The sequence below is a fragment of the Asanoa ishikariensis genome, from assembly GCF_900107455.1.
Taxonomy (GTDB): domain Bacteria; phylum Actinomycetota; class Actinomycetes; order Mycobacteriales; family Micromonosporaceae; genus Asanoa; species Asanoa ishikariensis.
The window spans coordinates 104,955-123,562 of record NZ_FNQB01000007.1; the positions used below are offsets into that span (position 1 = coordinate 104,955).

At 70.8% G+C, this 18,608-nt stretch carries 19 protein-coding genes; 15 read left to right on the forward strand and 4 right to left on the reverse strand.

The genetic code is table 11. The annotated features are described in order from the left end of the window. Together BLV39_RS41445 and BLV39_RS41450 are read left to right on the forward strand one after the other, a co-directional pair. Nucleotides 1–189, forward strand: a complete 189-nt coding sequence (locus BLV39_RS41445) for a hypothetical protein (RefSeq protein ID WP_090804881.1) — start codon at nucleotides 1–3, stop codon at nucleotides 187–189. After that, the gene (locus BLV39_RS41450; RefSeq protein ID WP_090804883.1) at nucleotides 186–1,766 is read left to right on the forward strand and encodes an ABC transporter permease; all 1,581 of its coding nucleotides are present in this window, start codon (nucleotides 186–188) and stop codon (nucleotides 1,764–1,766) included. The genes BLV39_RS41445 and BLV39_RS41450 overlap by 4 nt, the downstream gene beginning before the upstream one ends. Before the next feature lie 134 nt (nucleotides 1,767–1,900). Here the strand turns inward: BLV39_RS41450 and BLV39_RS42770 are convergent, their stop codons facing one another. Next, the gene (locus tag BLV39_RS42770; protein ID WP_143050133.1) at nucleotides 1,901–2,149 is read right to left on the reverse strand and encodes a hypothetical protein; all 249 of its coding nucleotides are present in this window, start codon (nucleotides 2,147–2,149) and stop codon (nucleotides 1,901–1,903) included. 441 nt (nucleotides 2,150–2,590) lie between these two features. Beyond that, the gene (locus BLV39_RS43500; protein WP_176985358.1) at nucleotides 2,591–2,767 is read right to left on the reverse strand and encodes a hypothetical protein; all 177 of its coding nucleotides are present in this window, start codon (nucleotides 2,765–2,767) and stop codon (nucleotides 2,591–2,593) included. Nucleotides 2,768–2,882: 115 nt separating this feature from the next. Between BLV39_RS43500 and BLV39_RS41455 the strand changes: the two genes are divergently transcribed. The 10 genes from BLV39_RS41455 to BLV39_RS41500 all read left to right on the forward strand — a co-directional run bounded on the left by BLV39_RS41455 (nucleotide 2,883) and on the right by BLV39_RS41500 (nucleotide 13,192). Continuing rightward, nucleotides 2,883–3,995, forward strand: coding sequence for a hypothetical protein (locus BLV39_RS41455; RefSeq protein WP_090804885.1), 1,113 nt, complete (start codon nucleotides 2,883–2,885; stop codon nucleotides 3,993–3,995). Then, complete coding sequence (locus tag BLV39_RS41460) at nucleotides 3,995–4,288, forward strand: hypothetical protein (protein ID WP_090804887.1); 294 nt, start codon at nucleotides 3,995–3,997, stop codon at nucleotides 4,286–4,288. Before BLV39_RS41455 ends, BLV39_RS41460 begins: the two co-directional genes overlap by 1 nt. 78 nt (nucleotides 4,289–4,366) lie before the next feature. After that, entirely contained in the window at nucleotides 4,367–5,467 is a 1,101-nt protein-coding gene (locus tag BLV39_RS41465; protein WP_090804889.1) for an S-(hydroxymethyl)mycothiol dehydrogenase, read from the forward strand. Nucleotides 5,468–5,776: 309 nt separating this feature from the next. Continuing rightward, entirely contained in the window at nucleotides 5,777–6,961 is a 1,185-nt protein-coding gene (locus BLV39_RS41470) for an ROK family transcriptional regulator (RefSeq protein WP_090804891.1), read from the forward strand. A gap of 154 nt (nucleotides 6,962–7,115) precedes the next feature. Continuing rightward, nucleotides 7,116–8,225 carry a sugar ABC transporter substrate-binding protein gene (locus BLV39_RS41475; RefSeq protein WP_090804893.1) on the forward strand — a complete coding sequence of 370 codons (1,110 nt, stop codon included), beginning with the start codon at nucleotides 7,116–7,118 and terminating at the stop codon, nucleotides 8,223–8,225. Beyond that, nucleotides 8,222–9,775 carry a sugar ABC transporter ATP-binding protein gene (locus BLV39_RS41480; protein ID WP_204083041.1) on the forward strand — a complete coding sequence of 518 codons (1,554 nt, stop codon included), beginning with the start codon at nucleotides 8,222–8,224 and terminating at the stop codon, nucleotides 9,773–9,775. Before BLV39_RS41475 ends, BLV39_RS41480 begins: the two co-directional genes overlap by 4 nt. Beyond that, entirely contained in the window at nucleotides 9,768–10,706 is a 939-nt protein-coding gene (locus tag BLV39_RS41485; RefSeq protein ID WP_090804895.1) for an ABC transporter permease, read from the forward strand. The genes BLV39_RS41480 and BLV39_RS41485 overlap by 8 nt, the downstream gene beginning before the upstream one ends. After that, entirely contained in the window at nucleotides 10,703–11,632 is a 930-nt protein-coding gene (locus BLV39_RS41490; RefSeq protein ID WP_090804897.1) for an ABC transporter permease, read from the forward strand. The genes BLV39_RS41485 and BLV39_RS41490 overlap by 4 nt, the downstream gene beginning before the upstream one ends. After that, entirely contained in the window at nucleotides 11,625–12,470 is an 846-nt protein-coding gene (locus tag BLV39_RS41495) for an SMP-30/gluconolactonase/LRE family protein (RefSeq protein WP_090804899.1), read from the forward strand. The genes BLV39_RS41490 and BLV39_RS41495 overlap by 8 nt, the downstream gene beginning before the upstream one ends. 14 nt (nucleotides 12,471–12,484) lie before the next feature. Next, nucleotides 12,485–13,192: a helix-turn-helix domain-containing protein gene (locus BLV39_RS41500; RefSeq protein ID WP_090804901.1), complete on the forward strand. Its 708-nt coding sequence runs from the start codon at nucleotides 12,485–12,487 to the stop codon at nucleotides 13,190–13,192. Here BLV39_RS41500 and BLV39_RS41505 read toward each other — a convergent pair. Continuing rightward, the gene (locus tag BLV39_RS41505; protein ID WP_090804903.1) at nucleotides 13,177–13,752 is read right to left on the reverse strand and encodes a dihydrofolate reductase family protein; all 576 of its coding nucleotides are present in this window, start codon (nucleotides 13,750–13,752) and stop codon (nucleotides 13,177–13,179) included. The genes BLV39_RS41500 and BLV39_RS41505 overlap by 16 nt on opposite strands. Nucleotides 13,753–13,898: 146 nt before the next feature. Here BLV39_RS41505 and BLV39_RS41510 point away from each other — a divergent pair, with 146 nt between their 5' ends. The 3 genes from BLV39_RS41510 (at nucleotide 13,899) to BLV39_RS41520 (ending at nucleotide 16,906) form a co-directional block, all read left to right on the forward strand. Beyond that, nucleotides 13,899–14,849 carry a sensor histidine kinase gene (locus tag BLV39_RS41510; RefSeq protein WP_090804905.1) on the forward strand — a complete coding sequence of 317 codons (951 nt, stop codon included), beginning with the start codon at nucleotides 13,899–13,901 and terminating at the stop codon, nucleotides 14,847–14,849. 2 nt (nucleotides 14,850–14,851) lie between these two features. Continuing rightward, complete coding sequence (locus tag BLV39_RS41515; RefSeq protein WP_090804907.1) at nucleotides 14,852–15,502, forward strand: response regulator; 651 nt, start codon at nucleotides 14,852–14,854, stop codon at nucleotides 15,500–15,502. Between the two features lie 111 nt (nucleotides 15,503–15,613). Continuing rightward, nucleotides 15,614–16,906 carry an ArsB/NhaD family transporter gene (locus BLV39_RS41520; RefSeq protein ID WP_090804909.1) on the forward strand — a complete coding sequence of 431 codons (1,293 nt, stop codon included), beginning with the start codon at nucleotides 15,614–15,616 and terminating at the stop codon, nucleotides 16,904–16,906. 2 nt (nucleotides 16,907–16,908) lie between these two features. Here the strand turns inward: BLV39_RS41520 and BLV39_RS41525 are convergent, their stop codons facing one another. Continuing rightward, a complete protein-coding gene (locus BLV39_RS41525) occupies nucleotides 16,909–18,546 on the reverse strand; it encodes a Na+/H+ antiporter (RefSeq protein WP_373315450.1) in 1,638 nt (545 codons plus the stop codon). Nucleotides 18,547–18,608: the final 62 nt, after the last annotated feature.

Here is an 18,608-nt window from a genome sequence, read left to right on the forward strand (position 1 = left end):
GTGGCGGGTCGCCTCCTGCTGGTGTGCCGGCTGTTGGTGCGGGACTTGCGCCGCCGCCGGGCCGAGACCCTCCTGCTGCTGGTCGCCGTCAGCGCCGCGACCGCCACGCTGACCCTCGGCCTCACGCTGCACGACGTCGCCGCGCGGCCCTACGAGCAGACCCGTTCCGCCACCGCGGCCCGGACGTGATCCTGACGCCCCGGGCCACTGGCCAGGCCGCGTTGGACGAGCTCGCGCCGCGGACCGCCGGGCCGGCCGTCGCTGACCACAGTGGACCGTTTCCGATCGCCTATCTGACGATGACGGCCGGCGGCACCACCGCGCACGTCGTGGTCGAGGGCCGGGACGGCGCGCCCGTGTCGGTCGACCGGCCCGCGCTGACCGACGGCACCTGGGTGCGCCCCGGCGGCGTGGTCGTCGAGCGCGCCTTCGCCGACGGCCTCGGCATCCGCACCGGCGACACGGTCAGCGTCGACGGCCATCCGCTGCGGGTGACCGGGACGGCGGTCACGGCGGCGCGGGCGACGTATCCCTATGCCGGGTGGCACTACCCGGGCAGCGTCCTGGTCGAACGCGGCGGCCTGGTCTGGGTCGACCGCACTGAGCTCGCGCTGCTCGCGGGCGATCAGCCGCCGTCGTACACCCTCAACCTCAAACTCACCGACCCGGCCGCGGTCGCCGGCTATCGCGTCGGCGACCAGCTCACGACGTGGCAGGCGATCGACGAGCTCAACGGCCGGCTGTACGGCGACGCGCGGCTGACCCTGCTCGTCGGAAGCTGGCTGCTCAGCGGCCTGGCACTGGCCGGCGTCGCCACCATCGTCACGGGCCGGATCATCGGCCAGCGCCGCCGGGTCGGGCTGCTCAAGGCCGTTGGCGCCGGACCGGCCATGATCGCCGCGGTGCACCTCGCCGAGTACCTCGTGATCGGGCTGGCCGCCGCCGCCACCGGCCTGGCCGCGGGCTGGTTCGCCGCACCCGTGCTGATCCGCCCCAGCGCCGGCCTCATCGGCTCGATCAACGCCGCGCCACCCGGGCTGCGTACGGTGCTCGCGGTAACGGTCTTCGCCCTGGGGATCGCGGTGGCGGCGACCCTGGTGCCGGTCATCCGCGCCGCGGCCACGAGCACGGTCCACGCGCTGGCGGATGCCGCGACGCCACCGCGGCGCCGACGTTGGCGCATCTGGCTGTCCCGGCAGCTCCCCACGCCCCTGCTGATCGGAGTGCGGATCAACGCGCGCCGGCCGCGCCGGGCCCGCCTCGTCACGGTGAACACCCTGATCACCACGACCGCGATCGTCGCGACCCTCATGCTCAACACCCGTCCGAAGCCGGACTTCGACCTCGGCTACACGGACCTGGCCAGCCCCCGCGGCGAGCGACAGGACCAGGCTCTGCTCGTCGTGATCGTCGCGCTGGCGGTCCTCGCCCTCGTCAACGCCGTCGTGAGCAACTGGACCGCGGTCCTGGACGCCCGGCACCCGCTGGCCGTCGCGCGAACGCTCGGTGCGACGCCCGCCCAGGCCGGCCTGGGTCTGGCGCTAGCGCAACTGCTTCCCGCCGTGCCGGGAGTCGTCGCGGGAATCCCAGCCGGCATCGGCCTCCTCACGCTCGTCAGCCGCGACGAGGTCCAGCACCCACCCGGTTCATGGCTGCTCGCCACCGCGCTCGGAGTCCTGCTCGCCATCGCCGCCCTGACCGCGATCCCCGCACTGCTCGCCACTCGCCGCGCAGTCGTGGACACCCTCCAGTCAACGCCCGGGTGATCACCAGCGAGTTGGGGGCGGTGTCGCATTCGATCCGCAGCAGGAAGTCGTCGATCACGACGTTCACCGCTATCGCGGCGCTGGTCGCGACTCGCCGGGAGTTCGTGGACTCCCTCCGGTTGGCGCCCGGCTGATCACCAGCGAAATCGGGCCGCGCCGCCGTTGATCCGTGACAGGAGGTCTTCGATCGCGCCCACGGCCCCGTCGAGGCAGCTCTCCTTCACGCCAGCACGCTGCGGCGAGCGGTCGAGCACTGTGACGGTCCGCAACACGGGCCGCGTCAACATTGCGGTCCGGTTCGGCAACGGCCGCTCGGAGACCGTGAAGCCGGGCAAGCCGGCGGTGGAGCGGTTCCGGGCGGGCCGACTGACCGTGTAGGTCAACGGGCGCGAAGCCTGCCAGTTTCCGGCACCAGCAGGTGCCGTGCCGGGCGGACAGCCAGCACTAGGTGCTCTGGCCCGGGCGGCCCACGTCTCACCGCCCGGGCCGGCCTGGACGGTTCCTGCAATGTCTGTCCCTTGTAGAGGGAAGACTTCCGCTCGAGGACTGCTAGTGACGCGCCCGGGCGGTGACACGCCAGCGAGGATCGGGGCGGTTCAACCATCGAGGTCCGAGACCGTCAAGCCGGCGAGCTTGTCCGCGCCCAGGAGAAAGGTCGATCTCGAAGATCCGCTCGTCGATCACCGTGAAGCCGGCCCCCCGGTACCAGGCTGGACCCGGTGCGGGCGATGATGCCGGCCGCGCGGTTGACCACCGCGGGCTGACAGAGGGTCACGAACCTGGTCCATGGGTCGACATGTGGTGGGCCACCTCGGCCGCCCCGGTCACCTGGGCCGGGGCGAGTAACGTACGCGAACCGGTGTCGGCCGGAAGACCACGTCGGGGTCGCGCAGCTTGATAATGTCCTCGAACTCGCCGGCCCTCGATGCGGCCAGGAACGCCCCGACCACCCGCCGTTGCGCGAGCAGGTCGGCGTTGGGTGCGGTGTCCCCACCGCGCATCCGCCCGGGGCGAGAACGTGACAGGCCCTGCCCTCCGCCGATCTCGGCGAACTGCGTAAGCAGGCGTTCTTCGCCGGTACGCCGAGGCGAGGCATAGCGATCTAGCCTGTGCCCCGTGAGCTACGACATCACGATCGCCGCCCATCGGGCGCTGACGGTTGACCTCGTGGAGGCGTGGGCCGCCGAACGGTCCTGTTCGGTCCGCCGCGAGCCGGACCACCTGGTCGTCGTACCGCCATCGGGAAAGGCACCCATCGAGGTATGGGGTCCGGACCCGGCCGAGGCGGACGACTTCGAGGAGGCGCTTGCCGCCGCCTGCCTCGCGCCGCGCTGGATGGTCGAGGTGACGACCACCGCCACCGCGCCGAAGGCGACGATCGCCATGCTGCGGAACCTCGCGCGGCACCTCGCGGAGCACACCGACGGTGCGGCCTTCGACACGCGGCAGGACGGCCTGATCTGGCCACGCGGCGTGCGGAAGTCCACGGTCGCCGCGGGCGAGCGGCAGACCTCGATGCTGACGCTCGACTGGTTCGTCGCTCCCAGCCGCTGGGCCCGCGCGGCGGGCGAGCTTGTGGACCTGCTCGCGCGGCTCTGCCCTGAAGCATTGCCGACCCGCTATGGCGAATGGGAACCGCCACCACATCGCTTCGACCGCGAACCGTTCACGCGAGCCGTCCTCGACACCGAGCTGCTCTGGCGCGCGACGCGGCCCTGCTTCGGCGGCTCGGCGCACCCGCCACACGACGGTGGCCGTCCGGTCGGTCGCATCACACTGAACTTCGACGGCGGGCTCATCCGCGCTGACGACCGGTGGCGGGATGTTGTCGTCGACCTTTTCACCGCGGGCGCCCGCAGGTTCGGCGCGTTCTTCGCGGCGGCTCAGGACGAGCCGGGCCAGGTCGTGTCCCGCAACAGCATCTGGTCGACCACCGGGTTCCTGAGCCAGCGCGCCGAGCACATCCTCCGCGGGCGTGACTGGCAGGGCCTGCCACCGGTGCCGATGTGGCTGAGCTGGTACGGCGACCCCTACGCGAGCCTGGTCAGCCCCGGGCTGGTGCGGCTCAGCGAAGATCCGCGGTCGCGCGCCGACCTGCCCGAGGTCGTACCTCCGGCGGAGCCGACCTATCGCCATCGTCCCCCGTTCGTGGACGCCCACGGGTCGACCGTGTTCGAACCGGCCCAACCGGAAGACCGCGCGCCCCACATCCCCGAGTTGGAGTCCTGATGACGTGGCCCCGGCGTGCGCCGGCGCGCGACGAGGTCGACGCGTGGTTCGCGGCCGTGCTTGCCGGCACCGCTTCCCGGGACGAAGCCGACAGGTGGGCCGCGCAGTGGTTCACCGGCGACGCCGACCGGCTCGTCCACGACGAGCACGTCTGGTGGGCACTCGGCCTGCTGTACGGCGTCGATCTGCCTGCGGACCGGACCGGCACCTTCCTGCACGACGACGAGCAGGTCCGTGAATGGCTCGCGGAGTTTCGCGCCCGCTGTGCCGCGTCGCCGATGGGCGACGGCTGAACTGTGGCTGTCGCGCACGGCCTCGGACTTCCTGTTCAATGAAGCAGCCGGGTGGACGAGCAGGCGAGGAGCAGCGACATGCAGCAGGTTCAGGGTGTGGTGGCTCGTAAGAAGGGCGCACCGGTCGAGATCGTCACGATCAATATTCCGGATCCGGGTCCGGGTGAGGCCGTGGTGAAGGTGTTGTCCTGCGGGGTCTGCCACACGGACCTGCACTACCGCGAGGGCGGCATCAACGACGACTTCCCGTTCCTGCTCGGCCATGAGTCGGCGGGCATCGTCGAGTCGGTCGGTTCCGACGTCACCGAGGTGGCGCCCGGTGACTTCGTGGTGCTCAACTGGCGTGCGGTCTGCGGACAGTGTCGGGCCTGCAAGCGCGGCGAGCCGCACTACTGCTTCGCGACGCACAACGCCAAGCAGAAGATGACCCTCGAGGACGGCACCGAGCTCACCCCCGCCCTCGGCATCGGCTCGTTGGCCGAGAAGACCCTGGTGGCCGCCGGGCAGTGCACGAAGGTCGACCCCGAGGCGCGACCCGCGGCGGTCGGGCTGCTCGGCTGCGGCGTGATGGCCGGGATCGGTGCCGCCATCAACACCGGTGCGATCACCCGGGGCAAGAGCATCGCGGTCATCGGCTGTGGCGGTGTCGGCGCGGCCGCGATCGCCGGCGCGGCGTTGGCCGGTGCGAGCCCGATCATCGCGGTCGACATCGACGCGAAGAAGCTCGCGAAGGCCAAGCAGCTCGGTGCCACGCACACGATCAACTCCTCGGACCAGGACCCCGTCGAGGAGATCAAGAGAATCTGCGCCCAGACGTACGAGGGTGCCGACGGCGCCGACGTCGTCGTCGAGGCGGTCGGCCGTCCAGAGACCTGGAAGCAGGCCTTCTACGCCCGCGACCTGGCCGGCACCGTGGTCCTCGTCGGCGTGCCGACCCCGGACATGAAGGTCCCCGACCTGCCGCTGATCGACGTCTTCGGCCGCGGCGGCGCACTGAAGTCGAGCTGGTACGGCGACTGCCTGCCGAGCCGCGACTTCCCCATGCTGGTCGACCTCTACCGCCAGGGCCGCCTGGACCTCGACGCGTTCGTGAGCGAAGAGATCGGCCTGGGCGATGTCGAGGCCGCATTCGACAAGATGCACCACGGCGACGTGCTCCGGTCGGTCGTCATCCTGTAGACCACCACGATCCAAAGGGCCGGAGCCGGGAGGCGCCGGCCCTTTTCGTCGCAGGCCGCAGCAGTCAATAACACCGGCCAGATCACGCTCTCCGCCGACCAGTTCGGCCCGCTGCAGGCAAAACTCCGCGCCAATGCCGTACCACAATGGATCTTGTCCAGCTCGAATAGCCAATCTTGCCGGCAAATTGGGCGCTGTTTTGAATAGACCAGTCCTAATGAGACCGCAAATTCGCACTAAGCGCGTCCGAGTATTGACTGCTATCGGCATGCGCGCTGATACTCGTGCCACCCCAAGGGAAGAGGTGCGATGTCGTCTCCGGTCCCCTCCGCACAGCGCTCGGCCAATCGGGCCCGGGTCGTTCGTGCGTTGCGGGAACGCGGGGCGCAGAGCCGGCGTGCGCTCGCCGAGATCGGCCTGTCGCGCTCCACCGTCAAGAGCGTCATCGAGGAACTGCTCGACGACGGCACGATCATGGAGGTGTCCGACGCCGACCGGCGGATCGGCACCGGGCGACCGCCCACGCTCGTCGGGCTCAAAGGCGATCTCGGCGTGGCCGTGGGCATCGAGATCGCCAACGGCATCGTGCGGGCGGCCGTCTGCGACACCGCTCAACAGCTCCTGTCGCACGACGCGGTGCCGATGGACGACCACACGCCGCCCGAAGCGACGCTCAAGACGGCGGGCACGCTGGTCGGGCACATGCTCGACCGGCTCGGGCTCGGCAGGGACCGGGTGCTCGGCGTCGGCGTCGCGATGCCCGGGCCGATTCAGCGCAACACCGGCGTCAACGGCCGGGCGACGACGCTCAAGCCGTGGGTCAACGTCAACCCGTACGCGACCGCGTCCGACGCGTTTCGCCTGCCGCTGGTCGTCGGCAACGACGCCAACTTCGCCGCGCTGGCCGAGACCACCTGGGGTGTCGCCCGCGGCATGCGCGACATCGCCTACGTCTACACGGCGTCGGGCATCGGCGTCGGGTTCATCCTCGGCGGCGCCCTCTACGTGGGTGCCAACGGCACGGCCGGCGAGCTCGGCCACACCACGATCGACGAGAACGGCGAGGTCTGCCAGTGCGGTGGCCGCGGGTGCCTCAACACCCTGGCCAACGCCGACTCGATCACCCAGAAGCTGTGGCGCAGCCACCGCGACCGGTTGTCCATCGCCGACGTGATCAAGATGGCGGAGATGGGCGACGTCGGCTGCCGACGGGTGATCGCGGACGCCGGCCGGCACATCGGTCTGGCGGCCGCCAACATGTACAACCTGCTCGACCCGGAGCTGATCGTCCTCGGCGGGAACCTCGCGCCGGCGGGCGAGCTCCTGCTGGCTCCGTTGCGTGAATCGATGGCCCGGCGTGCGATCCACGCCGGGGACGTGCTGCCTCCGGTCGTCGTCGGCGCGTTGGACGAACACACAGTGGTCGTCCTCGGTGCCGCGGCGGCGGTGCTGCGGGACACCGAACGGTTCCCGCTGCCCGGCAAGAAACAGTAAGAAGCCCGAACGGCCAGGACCCGAACGGGCCCTGGCCGCCCAGCCACACGCCAGTGCGGGCACTCACACCACATTTGGCCGGCGGTTGCACCCGCCGACCGAACGCCAAGCGCCGCGGGTCGAACCCGTCGCGCCTTCACCCGGTGGAGCAACCATGAATCTACCTCGATCCCCAGGAAGAGCGGCCCTGGCCGCCGTCGCGGCGACCTTGCTGCTGTTGGCCGGTGCGTGCAGCGATGCCGCCGCACCCGCCGCGAGCGGAGAGAAAGCCGGCAAGATCAAGATCGCCCTCTCCAACTCCTTCATCGGCAACCAGTGGCGCGTCGAGATGGAGAACGTCTACAAGGCCGCCTGCGCCATGCCGCCGTACGTCGACCAGGTCGAGTGCAGCGTCTTCAACGCCGGCAACGACGTCTCCACCCAGTCCCGCCAGATCTCGAACCTCATCTCGCAGGGCGTCGACGCCATCGTCATCAACGCGGCCTCGACCAGTGGCCTCAACGGCGTGGTGCAGCAGGCCTGCGACCGCGGCATCGTGATCGTGTCGTTCGACAACACCGTCGACAACCAGTGCGGTCTGACCGTCAACACCGACCAGATCAAGTTCGGCCAGCAGCTCGCCCAGTTCATCGTCGACGAGCTCAACGGTCAGGGCAACGTGGTGATGGTGACCGGTGTGGCCGGCACCGGCGCCGACAACGACCGCAACAAGGGTGCCAAGGAGGTCTTCGCGGCCAACCCCGGCATCAAGGTCGTCTCGAGCTACACGGGCATGTGGGACTCGGCCACCGCCCAGCGCGCGACCAGCGCCCAGCTCCCCAACCTCCCCGAGATCCACGGCGTCTGGGTGTCCGGCGGCACCGACGGTGTCATCAAGGCGTTCGTCGCCGCCAAACGGCCGATGCCGGTCGTCGGTGGCGAGGCCGAGAACGGCTTCCGCAAGTTCATGGCGGGCATCCTGACCCCGAAGGTGAACGGCATGTCGATCGGGCAACCCCCGTTCCTGTCGGTCATCTCGCTCGAGCTCGCCCGCGCCGTGGTCAAGGGCGAGCACCCCAAGTCGAGCATCACGATCCCGTTCCCGGTGGCGACGTCGGACAAGATGGTGCCCGGCGAGACGGTCTTCCCTGACCTGCCCGACAGCTTCTTCGCCGACTTCACCGACTCGGGACCGAACGCCACCGTCATCCTGTGCCAGGAAGCGGCCACGGACGGCACCCCGTGCCCGGGCAAGACCCTCGACGTCAACCTCGGCACGCCATGACCGAGACCTCGTCGATGGCGCCGGCGCAGGCGGAGCCCGGCTCCGAGACCCTGGCGGTGCGGGCATCCGGCGTCGACCGCGCCTTCGGCGGGGTCCAGGCCCTCCGGGACGCGTCGTTCGCGGCGCGTCCCGGCGAGATCCACGCCCTCGCCGGTGAGAACGGCGCCGGCAAGAGCACCCTCATCAAGGTCCTGTGTGGACTAATTAAGGCCGACAAAGGCACGGTCGAGATCTTCGGCACGGAGGTCAGTCGCGTCGTCGAGCCGGCCGCCAGACGCCGGATGGGGGTGGCGACGGCGTTCCAGGAGCTGTCGCTGCTCCCCGACCTCACCGTGGCGGAGAACCTGCTCCTCCAGGACCCGCCGCGGGGCCGCCTCGGGCTGGTTCAGCGCAGAAGACTGGCCCCGGCCGCCGAAGAGATCCTCAACAGGTACGGCGTCGACGACATCGACCCGCGCGCCACCGCCGCCGATCTCTCGGTCGCCCAGCGGCAGGTGGTCGAGCTCGTGCGGGTGCTGGCCGGCGAACCCCGGGTGGTCATCCTCGACGAGCCGACCGCCGCGCTGGCCGACCGCCAGGTCGACTGGCTCGCCGGGCACATGCGGCGGCTGCGGGACGCCGGCTCCTGCGTCATCTTCACCTCGCACCGCTGGCGCGAGATCGAGTCGCTCGCGGACCGGGTGACCGTGTTCCGCAACGGCACCCATGTCGCCACCCGGGACACGCTGTCCGAGGCGGAGGCCGTCACGCTGATGAGCGGACGGTCCTTCGCCGGGGCGTACCCGCAGATCACGACCGAACCGACCGACGACAACGCGCTGTCCGTGACGAACCTCCACAGCGGGCGCCTCGCCGGGGTCGACTTCGACCTGCGCCGCGGCGAGATCCTCGGCGTCGGCGGCCTCGCGGGCCAGGGCCAGCGAGACCTGTTCCTCAGCCTGTTCGGTGCGCAAAGGGTCAGGCGGGGAACGATCGCGGTCGACGGCAAGGCGGTCACGATCCGCTCCCCGAAGGACGCGATCCGGGCCGGCGTCGGCATCGCCTACGTGCCCGAGGACCGCAAGGCCGAAGGCCTGTTCCTGCCGCTGTCGATCCGGGACAACATCGCCGCGGCCACCCTGTCGCGGCGGGCCACGGCGGGCTTCGTCAACCGTGGCAAGGAACGCGCCGTCGTGAAGTCCATCGTGGACCAGCTCAACATCGGTGCCGGCCGGTCGACCAACCGGGCGGCCGACACCCTCTCGGGCGGCAACCAGCAGAAGGTCGTGATGGCCCGCTGGCTGCTCACCGAAGCGCGGATCCTGCTGCTGTTCGACGTCACCCGCGGCGTCGACGCGGCCACGAAGCACGACATCTACGAGTTGGTCGGGACGCTCGCCGCGCAGGGCCGGGCGATCCTCTACTACTCCAGCGAGACCGAGGAGATCGCCCACCTCTGCCACCGGGTCCTGGTGCTGCGCGAGGGTCGCGTGGCGGCCGAGCTCGCCGGTCCGGTCGGCGACGCGGAACGGATCGTCGCGGCGTCCATCAAGGAGGGTCAGGATGCGTGATGCGTTACGCCGGGTGAGCCTCGGCTACCTGGTGCTGGCCGCGACCGCGGTCGCCTACATCGTCGTCTACACCTCGCGACTGGGCCGGTTCCCCACCTCGTTCGACTACCTGTCGATCCTCAACACCACCCTGCCGCTCGTGTTCGTCGCGATCGGCCAGAGCCTCGTCGTCCTCACCGGCGGCATCGACCTGTCGGTCGGCGGCATGGTCAGCGTCTGTGTCGCCGTGACCGCCACGACGGTGTCGTCCTCGATCACCTGGCTCTTCGTGGTGTTGGCCATCGGCACCGCCTGCGGTGCGCTCAACGGGCTCATCGTCGCCTACGGCCGGATAGCCCCGATCCTCACGACCCTGGCCACGCTGTCCATCTTCACGGGTCTCGGTCTGCGCGTGCTGCCGGTGCCGGGCGGCTCGATCCCGCAGGAGGTGCGCCTGGTCCTGACGAACCCGGCGACCCCGACGGGCCTGATCTGGCTCGGGCTCGCGGTCGCCGGTTGGCTCGTGCTGCGCCGCACCCGGTTCGGCATGCGGGTGTACGCGATCGGCAGCGACGAGGCCAGCGCCCGCGCGGTCGGTGTGCCGGCGGCGGCCGTGAAGCTGAAGGTCTACGCGCTCTCGGGCCTGTGTTCAGCGCTGGCCGCCGTGTTCTACGTGTCGACCACGACCTCCGGCGACGCCAACGCCGGCAACCCGTTCATCCTCACCTCGATCGCGTCGGTCGTCGTCGGCGGCGTCGCGTTCAGCGGCGGACGGGGCAGCGCGCTCGGTGCCGTCGCCGGCGCGGTGGCGCTCACCCTCGTCATCGACATCCTGTTCTTCTCCGGCATCGACCCGCTCTACCAGTCGCTGTTCCAGGGCCTGTTCCTCGTCGTGGCGGTCCTGCTCGGCACCGTCGCCGCCCTGGCCGCCCGCCGCCGGAGGCAAGCATGAGCAGCCGTCGCGTCCTGTACGCCCTCGGCGGCACCGTAGCCGTCCTGCTCGTCGGCGCGATCCTGCACCCCGGATTCGCGTCCTGGTCGAGCCTGCGGGTGATGCTCGTCGTCGCGAGCTTCACCGGCTTCGTCGCGGCCGGGCAGATGCTCGTCGTGCTCGTCGGCGGCATCGACCTGTCGATCCCCTGGGTCCTCAATGGAGCGGCGATCGTGCTCACCACGTCGAGCCTCGGCCAGACCTCGCGGGCACCGCTGGCGATCCTGCTGGCGCTCGGCGTGGGCGCGCTCGTCGGGCTCGGCAACGGCATGGGCGTCGCCTGGCTCGGCGTGCCCGCCGTCGTCATGACGCTCGGCATGAACGGGGTGATGCAGGGCCTGACGCTGGGCCTGTCGAAGGGTTTGACGTGCGCGTCGTGCGGCTCGTACGCACCGGAGCCGTTGCGCGGCCTGTTCGACGGCGCGCTGCCGGCGCAGCTCTTCCTCTGGGCCGGCGTGGGCCTGTTCATGACCGTCCTGCTCACCCTGACCACCTTCGGGCGCCGGGTGTACGCCGTCGGCGTCAACCCCCGCGCCGCGTTCCTGTCCGGCGTCGGCGTCCGCGGTGTGACCGTCGCGCTCTACACGCTGAGCGGGGTCTTCGCGGCGCTGGCCGGGATCGCCCTCGTCGCCTACGGCGGGCAGCCGTCGCTGGGCCTCGGCGACCCGTACCTCTTCGAGTCCATCGCCGCCGTCGTGGTCGGCGGCGTCTCCATCCTCGGCGGGCGCGGCCACTATCTCGGCGTCATCGCCGGCTCGCTGACCCTGGTGGCGGTGACGACGTTCCTCCAGGCCCAGCGCGTCCCCGAGTACGGCCGCCTCATGATCTACGGCCTGGTCATCCTCGCGATCCTGTTCGCCTACGGCCGGGAGAAGGCTCATGACTGACGTGACCGTGTTCGACGACATCCCGTGCGAGCTCGGCGAGAGCGCGCTGTGGGACGGCTCGCGGTTCTACTGGGTCGACGTCCTCGAGCGCCGGATCTACGCCAAGGCGTGGCCGTCCGGACCGGTGCTGACGTTGCCGGTGCCGGACCTGGTCGGCAGCGTCGCGCTGCGGGCCGGCGGCGGACTGGTCGCGGCGTTGCGGGACGCGATCGCGTTCTGCGACGTCGACGCGGGCACGGTGGAGGTCGTGCGCACGGTCGACACCCCGCCCGGCACCCGCCTCAACGACGGCGCGGTCGACCCGCACGGCGCGTTCTGGGTCGGCTCGATGGACCTGGACGAGAAGGAGCCGTGCGGCTCGTTCTACCGCGTGGACGCCGAGCTCAGTGTCACCACTGCGTTCGGCGGGATCGTATGCTCCAACGGGCCGGCCTGGAGCCCCGACGGCACGACCATGTACCACGTGGACTCCACGATCCGCCTGATCCGCGCGTATCCGGTCTCCCCCGACGGCGAGACCGGTGAGGGCCGGATCTTCGTGTCCGATGAGGACAATGACTGGTTCCCGGACGGGGTCACGATCGATGCTGAGGGCTACGTCTGGAACTGCAAGTTCGGCGGCGGCCGCATCGTCCGCTACGCCCCGGACGGCACCGTCGACCGGGTCGTGCCGGTCCCGGTGGCCAAACCGACCCGCTGCGCCTTCGTCGGCCCCGACCTGGACGTGCTGGCGGTGACCTCAGCCCGCGTCGGTGGCGACGAGTCGCCGCTGGCCGGTCAGGTGCTGCTGCTCGACCCCGGCGTCCGCGGCCTGCCCGCCCCCCGCTTCGCCGGCTGACTATCGTTGACCTGGTGGCACTACGGTTCGAGACGCGCGCGTCCGACTCGTCGTGGGTCGACACCGTGTGGACCTGCACGAGCGGCCAGGTCACGGAGATGACGTCGGTCGCGACGCCGTGCTGGGGTCTGGTGTTCTGGGAGCGGGAGGGCCGGGCGTACGCGGGTGTCACCGGACCCGAGACCAGGACTGGCACCGCGCCGGTGCCCGAGGGCGCCAGCTTCGTCGGCATCGAGTTCGCGGTGGGCACGTCGCTTCGGGCGTTGCCCACCGCGGACCTGGTCGACGGCGGCGCCGAGCTTCCCGACGCGACCCGCCGGGCCTTCTGGCTCGACGGCGTCCGGTGGGAGACGCCAGGCCCCGACGACGCCGAGGCCCTGGTCGCCCGTCTCGTCCGGGCGGGCGCCGTGGTGCGCGACCCGCTGGTCGCCGACGTCCGCCGGGGCTACCGTCCCGAGGTCTCGGCGCGCACCCTCGAACGCCGGTTCCGCGCCGCCACTGGACTCACCCAGGGCGCCGTGCGGCAGATCGAGCGTGCCCGGGAGGCCTCGACCCTGCTGGCCGCCGGCGCCCCGGTGGCCGACGTCGTCACGAAGCTCGACTACTTCGACGAGCCACATCTGAGCCGGGCGCTGCGCCGGTACGTGGGCCGCACCGCCGGGCAGCTCCACGGCGGCGCGGGCGGCACGATCGCCCTGGCGCTGGATCAGCCGACGTCGTAGATCAGCTTGAGGATGCCGTTCGGGTACGACTCGGAGTCGCGCAGCTTCAGCATCTGCTTCTCCTTGTCGGCGCCGCTGAACAGGCTCTTGCCGCCGCCCAGCAGCACCGGGAACACCAGCAGGTGGTAGCGGTCGACCAGGCACGCGTCGGCCAGCCGCCGGGCGAGCTCGGCGCTGCCGTGTATGAAGATCGCCCCGCCCTCGGTCTGCTTGAGCGCCGCGATGTCCTCGGTCGAGCGCAGGATCGTCGTCGGACCCCAGCCGTCGACGAGCGCGTCGTCGGTCAGCGTGGTCGAGACGACGTACTTGGGCAGCTCCTTGTACGAGGCGTGGTCCTGCGATTGCGGCCAGGTCTGGGCGAACGCCTCGTAGCTGCGCCGACCGAACATCAGCGCCGTCGTGTCCGCGAGCTCCTCACCCTTGATCGACCAGGCCTCGGGCACGAACTCGAGGTCCTTGAACACCCAGCCACCGCTGCGATGCTCCTCCCCCGGCCCACCACCCGGTGAGTCCACGACACCGTCGAGCGACATGAAGCCCGTGTAGACCAGATCACGCATGTGTGGTTCTCTCCCCATGAGTCGTTCGGCGTACTCGGATCATGCTAGAAAAGCCCCGGCCACCCGTCTTGTACGAAAACGACACGGCCCCCTATGGGTGCCAGCCCGGATGGACGGCGGCCCGCACGAGACCGCACGCTGGCAGCGTGTCCCTCTTCTGGCGGATCTTCCTGCTCAACGCCGCCGTGCTCACCGTGGCCACGACGCTGGTGCTGGCCGGTCCCGTGACGGTCTCCACGCCAGTGCTGCTCACCGAGGCCGTCGTGCTCTCGCTCGGGCTGGTCGCGATGCTGGTCGCCAACGGGGTGCTGCTGCGGGTCGGGCTGGCGCCGCTGTCCCGGCTCACCCGGACCATGGCGACCGTCGACCTGCTCCGGCCGGGCAACCGCCTCGCCGTCAGCGGGCGGGCGGGGATCGCCGACCTGATCGAGACCTTCAACACCATGCTCGACCGGCTGGAGGCGGAGCGGGCGGCCAGCACCGGGATGGCCTTGACCGCGCAGGAGGACGAGCGCCGGCGGATCGCGCAGGAGCTGCACGACGAGGTCGGCCAGACGCTGACCGCCGTGCTGCTTGAGCTCAAGCGGGTCGGTGACCAGGCACCGCCGGGCGTACGCGCGGAGCTCGTCGAGGTCCAGGAGACCACCCGCAACAGCCTCGACGAGATCCGCCGGATCGCCCGCCGACTGCGCCCCGGCGTGCTCGCCGAGCTCGGGCTGGTAAGCGCGATCAGGTCGCTGGCGACGGAGTTCTCCACCGGCGGCCTCCAGGTGCGCCACCACATCGACCCCGACCTGCCCGATCTGGGCGACGACCGGGAGCTGGTGCTGTACCGGGTCGCGCAGGAGGCGCTGACCAACGCGGCCCGGCACAGCGACGCCCGTACCATCGAGGTGTGCCTGCGCCGTGGAGTCGGCGAGGTGCGGTTGCGGATCAGCGACGACGGCCGGGGGTTCGCCGGTGCGCCGGAGGGTGCCGGGATCCGCGGCATGCGCGAGCGCGCGTTGCTCATCGGTGCCGCTCTGAGCCTGGGTTCCGCCACGGGTGGCGGCGCTGACGTGCGCCTGCGGGTGCCCTGCGACGCGGGAGGTCGCTGAGAATGGCCGAGACCAGGATCCTGCTGGCCGACGACCACGCCCTGGTGCGCCGCGGCGTCCGGCTGATCCTCGACGCCGAGCCCGACCTGACCGTGGTGGCCGAGGCCGCCGACGGCGCCGAGGCGATCAGCCTGGCCCTCGAACACCGGCCGGACCTCGCCGTCCTGGACATCGCGATGCCGCGGCTGACCGGCCTGCAGGCGGCCCGGGAGCTGTCGCGGTCGATGCCTGACCTGCGGATCCTGATCCTGACGATGTACGACAACGAGCAGTACTTCTTCGAGGCGCTCAAGGTGGGCGCGTCCGGGTACGTGCTGAAGTCGGTCGCCGACCGCGACCTGCTGGCCGCCTGCCGGGCCGCGATGCGGGGCGAGCCGTTCCTCTATCCGGGCGCCGTCAACGCGCTGGTCCGGCACTACCTCGACCGGGTCAGGGACGGCGAGGGTGTGCCGGCCCGGGCGATCACCGATCGAGAGGAAGAGGTGCTCAAGCTGGTCGCCGAGGGGCACTCCTCGCGGCAGATCGCCGACCTGCTCTACATCAGCGTCAAGACCGTCGAGCGGCACCGCGCCAACCTGCTCCAGAAGCTCGGCCTGCGGGACCGGCTCGAACTGACCCGCTACGCGATCCGGGTCGGCCTCATCGAACCGTAGGGTCGCGCACCTCCGTTTGTGGGTGTCCGCACCGATGTTCGGGGGTCCGTGCGGCGGGCGATCGTGTCGCATGGCCACTGCATATACCGGATCGCCGCGAGGCTCCCGCGCGTGAACGGGTACGCGCCCGTCGCGGCGATCGTCATCTTCTCGGTCGCGTTCGTCCTGATCGCCACCGAACGGATCCATCGGGTCGCCGTCGTGCTCGGTGCCGCCGGGCTGATGGCCGCGCTCGGCCTGCTGCCGGGCGACGACGTGTTCTATTCGGAGCACGCCGGCATCGACTGGGGCGTGATCTTCCTTCTGCTCGGCATGATGATCATCGTCGGGGTGATCAAGCAGACCGGCGTCTTCGAGTACCTCGGCATCTGGGCCGGCAAGCGTTCGCGCGGACAGCCGTACCGGCTGCTGGTGCTCCTGATGGTGATCACCGCGGCGGCGTCGCCGTTCCTCGACAACGTGACCACCGTGATGCTGGTCGCCCCGGTAACCATCGCGGTCTGCCAGCAGCTTCACCTGCCCGCGGCGCCCTACCTGATCGCCGAGGCGCTGGCGTCGAACATCGGCGGCGCGGCGACCCTGGTCGGCGACCCACCCAACATGATCATCGGAACCCGGGCGGGGCTGACCTTCAACGACTTCATCGTCCACATGAGTCCGATCGTCGTCGTGCTGTTCGTGCTGTTCGTCATCATGGCCCGCTTCATGTTCCGGAAGTCCTTTGTGCACAATCCCGATCGCGCGGAAGCGGTGATGCGCCTCAATGGCAACGCCGCCATCAAGAACAAGGCGCTGCTGGCCCGCTGCCTGGTCGTGCTGCTGCTGGTCACCGTCGGCTTCGCCCTGCACAGCGTGCTGCACCTGGAACCGGCCATCATCGCGCTGCTCGGTGCCGGCCTGATGGTGCTGGTGTCCGGGGTGAGCGCGGCCGACTACCTCGCCGAGGTCGAGTGGACGACGCTGGTCTTCTTCATGGGCCTGTTCGTCATGGTCGGCGGCCTGGTCGAGACCGGGGTCATCCACGCGCTCGGCGGCTGGGCGGTCGACGCGATCGGTGACGACTACTTCGTCGCCGCCACCGCGCTGGTGTTCGGCTCGGCCATCCTGGGCGCGTTCTTCGACAACATCCCGTACGTGGCGGCGATGGCGCCCGTGGTCGAGGACCTGGTGGCCCGCGCGCCCGATCCGCAGACCGGCGAGTCGCTGTGGTGGTCGTTCGCGCTCGGCGCGGACCTCGGCGGCAACGGCACCGCGGTCGCGGCGAGCGCCAACGTCGTGGTCATCGGCATCGCCGCCCAACACGGCCAGCCGATCTCCTTCTGGGAGTTCACGAAGTACGGCATCGTCACGACCGCGGTGACGGTGAGCGTCGCCTGGGGGTACGTGTGGCTGCGCTACTTCTAGCTTCAGCGCCGCTCCGGCAGCAGGCCTTCCTCGTGGTCGAGCTCCCGTTGCAGGACGCGCAGGCCCTCGTCGGGGAGCTGGCCGGCGTCCCGCCAGCGGAGCACCTCTTCGCGCTGTGCGTCGATGGCCGCACGGCGCACCCGCAGCGCCGCCTCGTAGCGGGGCGACACCGGCACCTCCGCCGAGTCGGAGTCCCGGAGCAGGTCGATCCGGCCCTGGTAGCGGGTCCGACGAGCGCGCAGTTGGGCCCGGGTGGCCTCGATCGCGCGCGACTCGTCCTCGTCGCCCTCCTCGGCCAACTCCTCGAGCCGTTCCAGGGCCGCCTCGACCGAGGCCGCGCGGGCCTCGTTGCGGAGCCGGGCCTGGTCGGACTTGTTCGCCCGCAGGCCGAGCATCCGCACCAGCGGCGCGAAGGTCAGACCCTGGCCGACCAGCGTGACGAGCACCACGATGAAGGTGCAGAACAGCAGCAGGTCGCGGTCCGGGAACGGCGCGCCGGAGTCGGTGGTCAGCGGGATCGCGAAGATGGCGGCCAGGCTGATCACGCCTCGGGTGCCGGCCCAGCTCAACGCGACCACCTCGCGGCCGGGCAGGCCACGGCGGGGCTCGCGCTCCGCCTCGTCGCCGTCGTCGTTGATCAGCCGGGTGTGCAGGGAGCGGGGCAGCGACTGGGTGAGCAACAGCCACAGCGGCCGCAGCAGCAGCACCACGCCGACGCTGATCGCGACCGCGATCACGATGGTCGACAGCGCGTACTGCTCCAGCCCGCGGACGACCCGGGGAAGCTGCTGGCCGATCAGCAGGAAGACGAAGCCTTCGAGCAGGAACTCGACGAGCCGCCAGACCGCGGTGGTCTGGAGCCGGCTCGCGCCCGAGGAGCGCGGCGCATGATGACCGATGATCAGACCCGCGACCACCACCGCGAGTACGCCGGAGACGTGGATCTCCTCGGCCAACAGGTACGCGCCGAACGGCGTGGCCAGCGAGATGGCGTTGCCGGTCAGCGGGTCGTCGCGCAGCCGGCGCAGCAGCCGGACCAGCCAGGCGACGGCGACGCCGACCAGAACACCGCCGGCAGCGGCGAACACGAACTGGCCGACCGCCGAGCCCCAGGAGAACCCGTCGCCGACGGCGGCGGCCACCGCGACGGACAGGATGGTCAGCGCCGTCGCGTCGTTGAGCAGGCCCTCGCCCTGGATGATGGTGAGCACGCGGGGCGGCAGCCCGACCTTGCGCCCGACGCCGAGGGCGGCGACCGGGTCGGGCGGGGCGATCGCGGCGCCGACCGCGATGCCGGCCGCCAGGGTCGCGCCGGCGACGAACCAGGCGAACCCGATGCCGATCACCAGGGCCGTGGCCAGCACCAGCAGCACCGAGAGGCTGACCACGATCCGCAGGTTGCGGCGGATCGCCATCAGCGACGAGTCCAGCGCCGCGCCGTAGAGCAGCGGCGGGATGACGAACGTCAGGATGATCTGCGGGTCGAGGCTGATGTTCGGTCCGGGCAGCACGGAGTACGCGATGCCGATGAGCGGCAGCAGCGCGGCCGCCGGCAGACCGGTGCGCTCAGCCACCCACCGGACCAGCACGACCACCGCGACCGCGGCAAGGACGAAAATCAAGATCGTTTCGACGCTCACCGGTTCCATTCTCCAGATGGCGGCGGGTTCGACCTACCGCGCGACGGCCGTACCCATAAAAG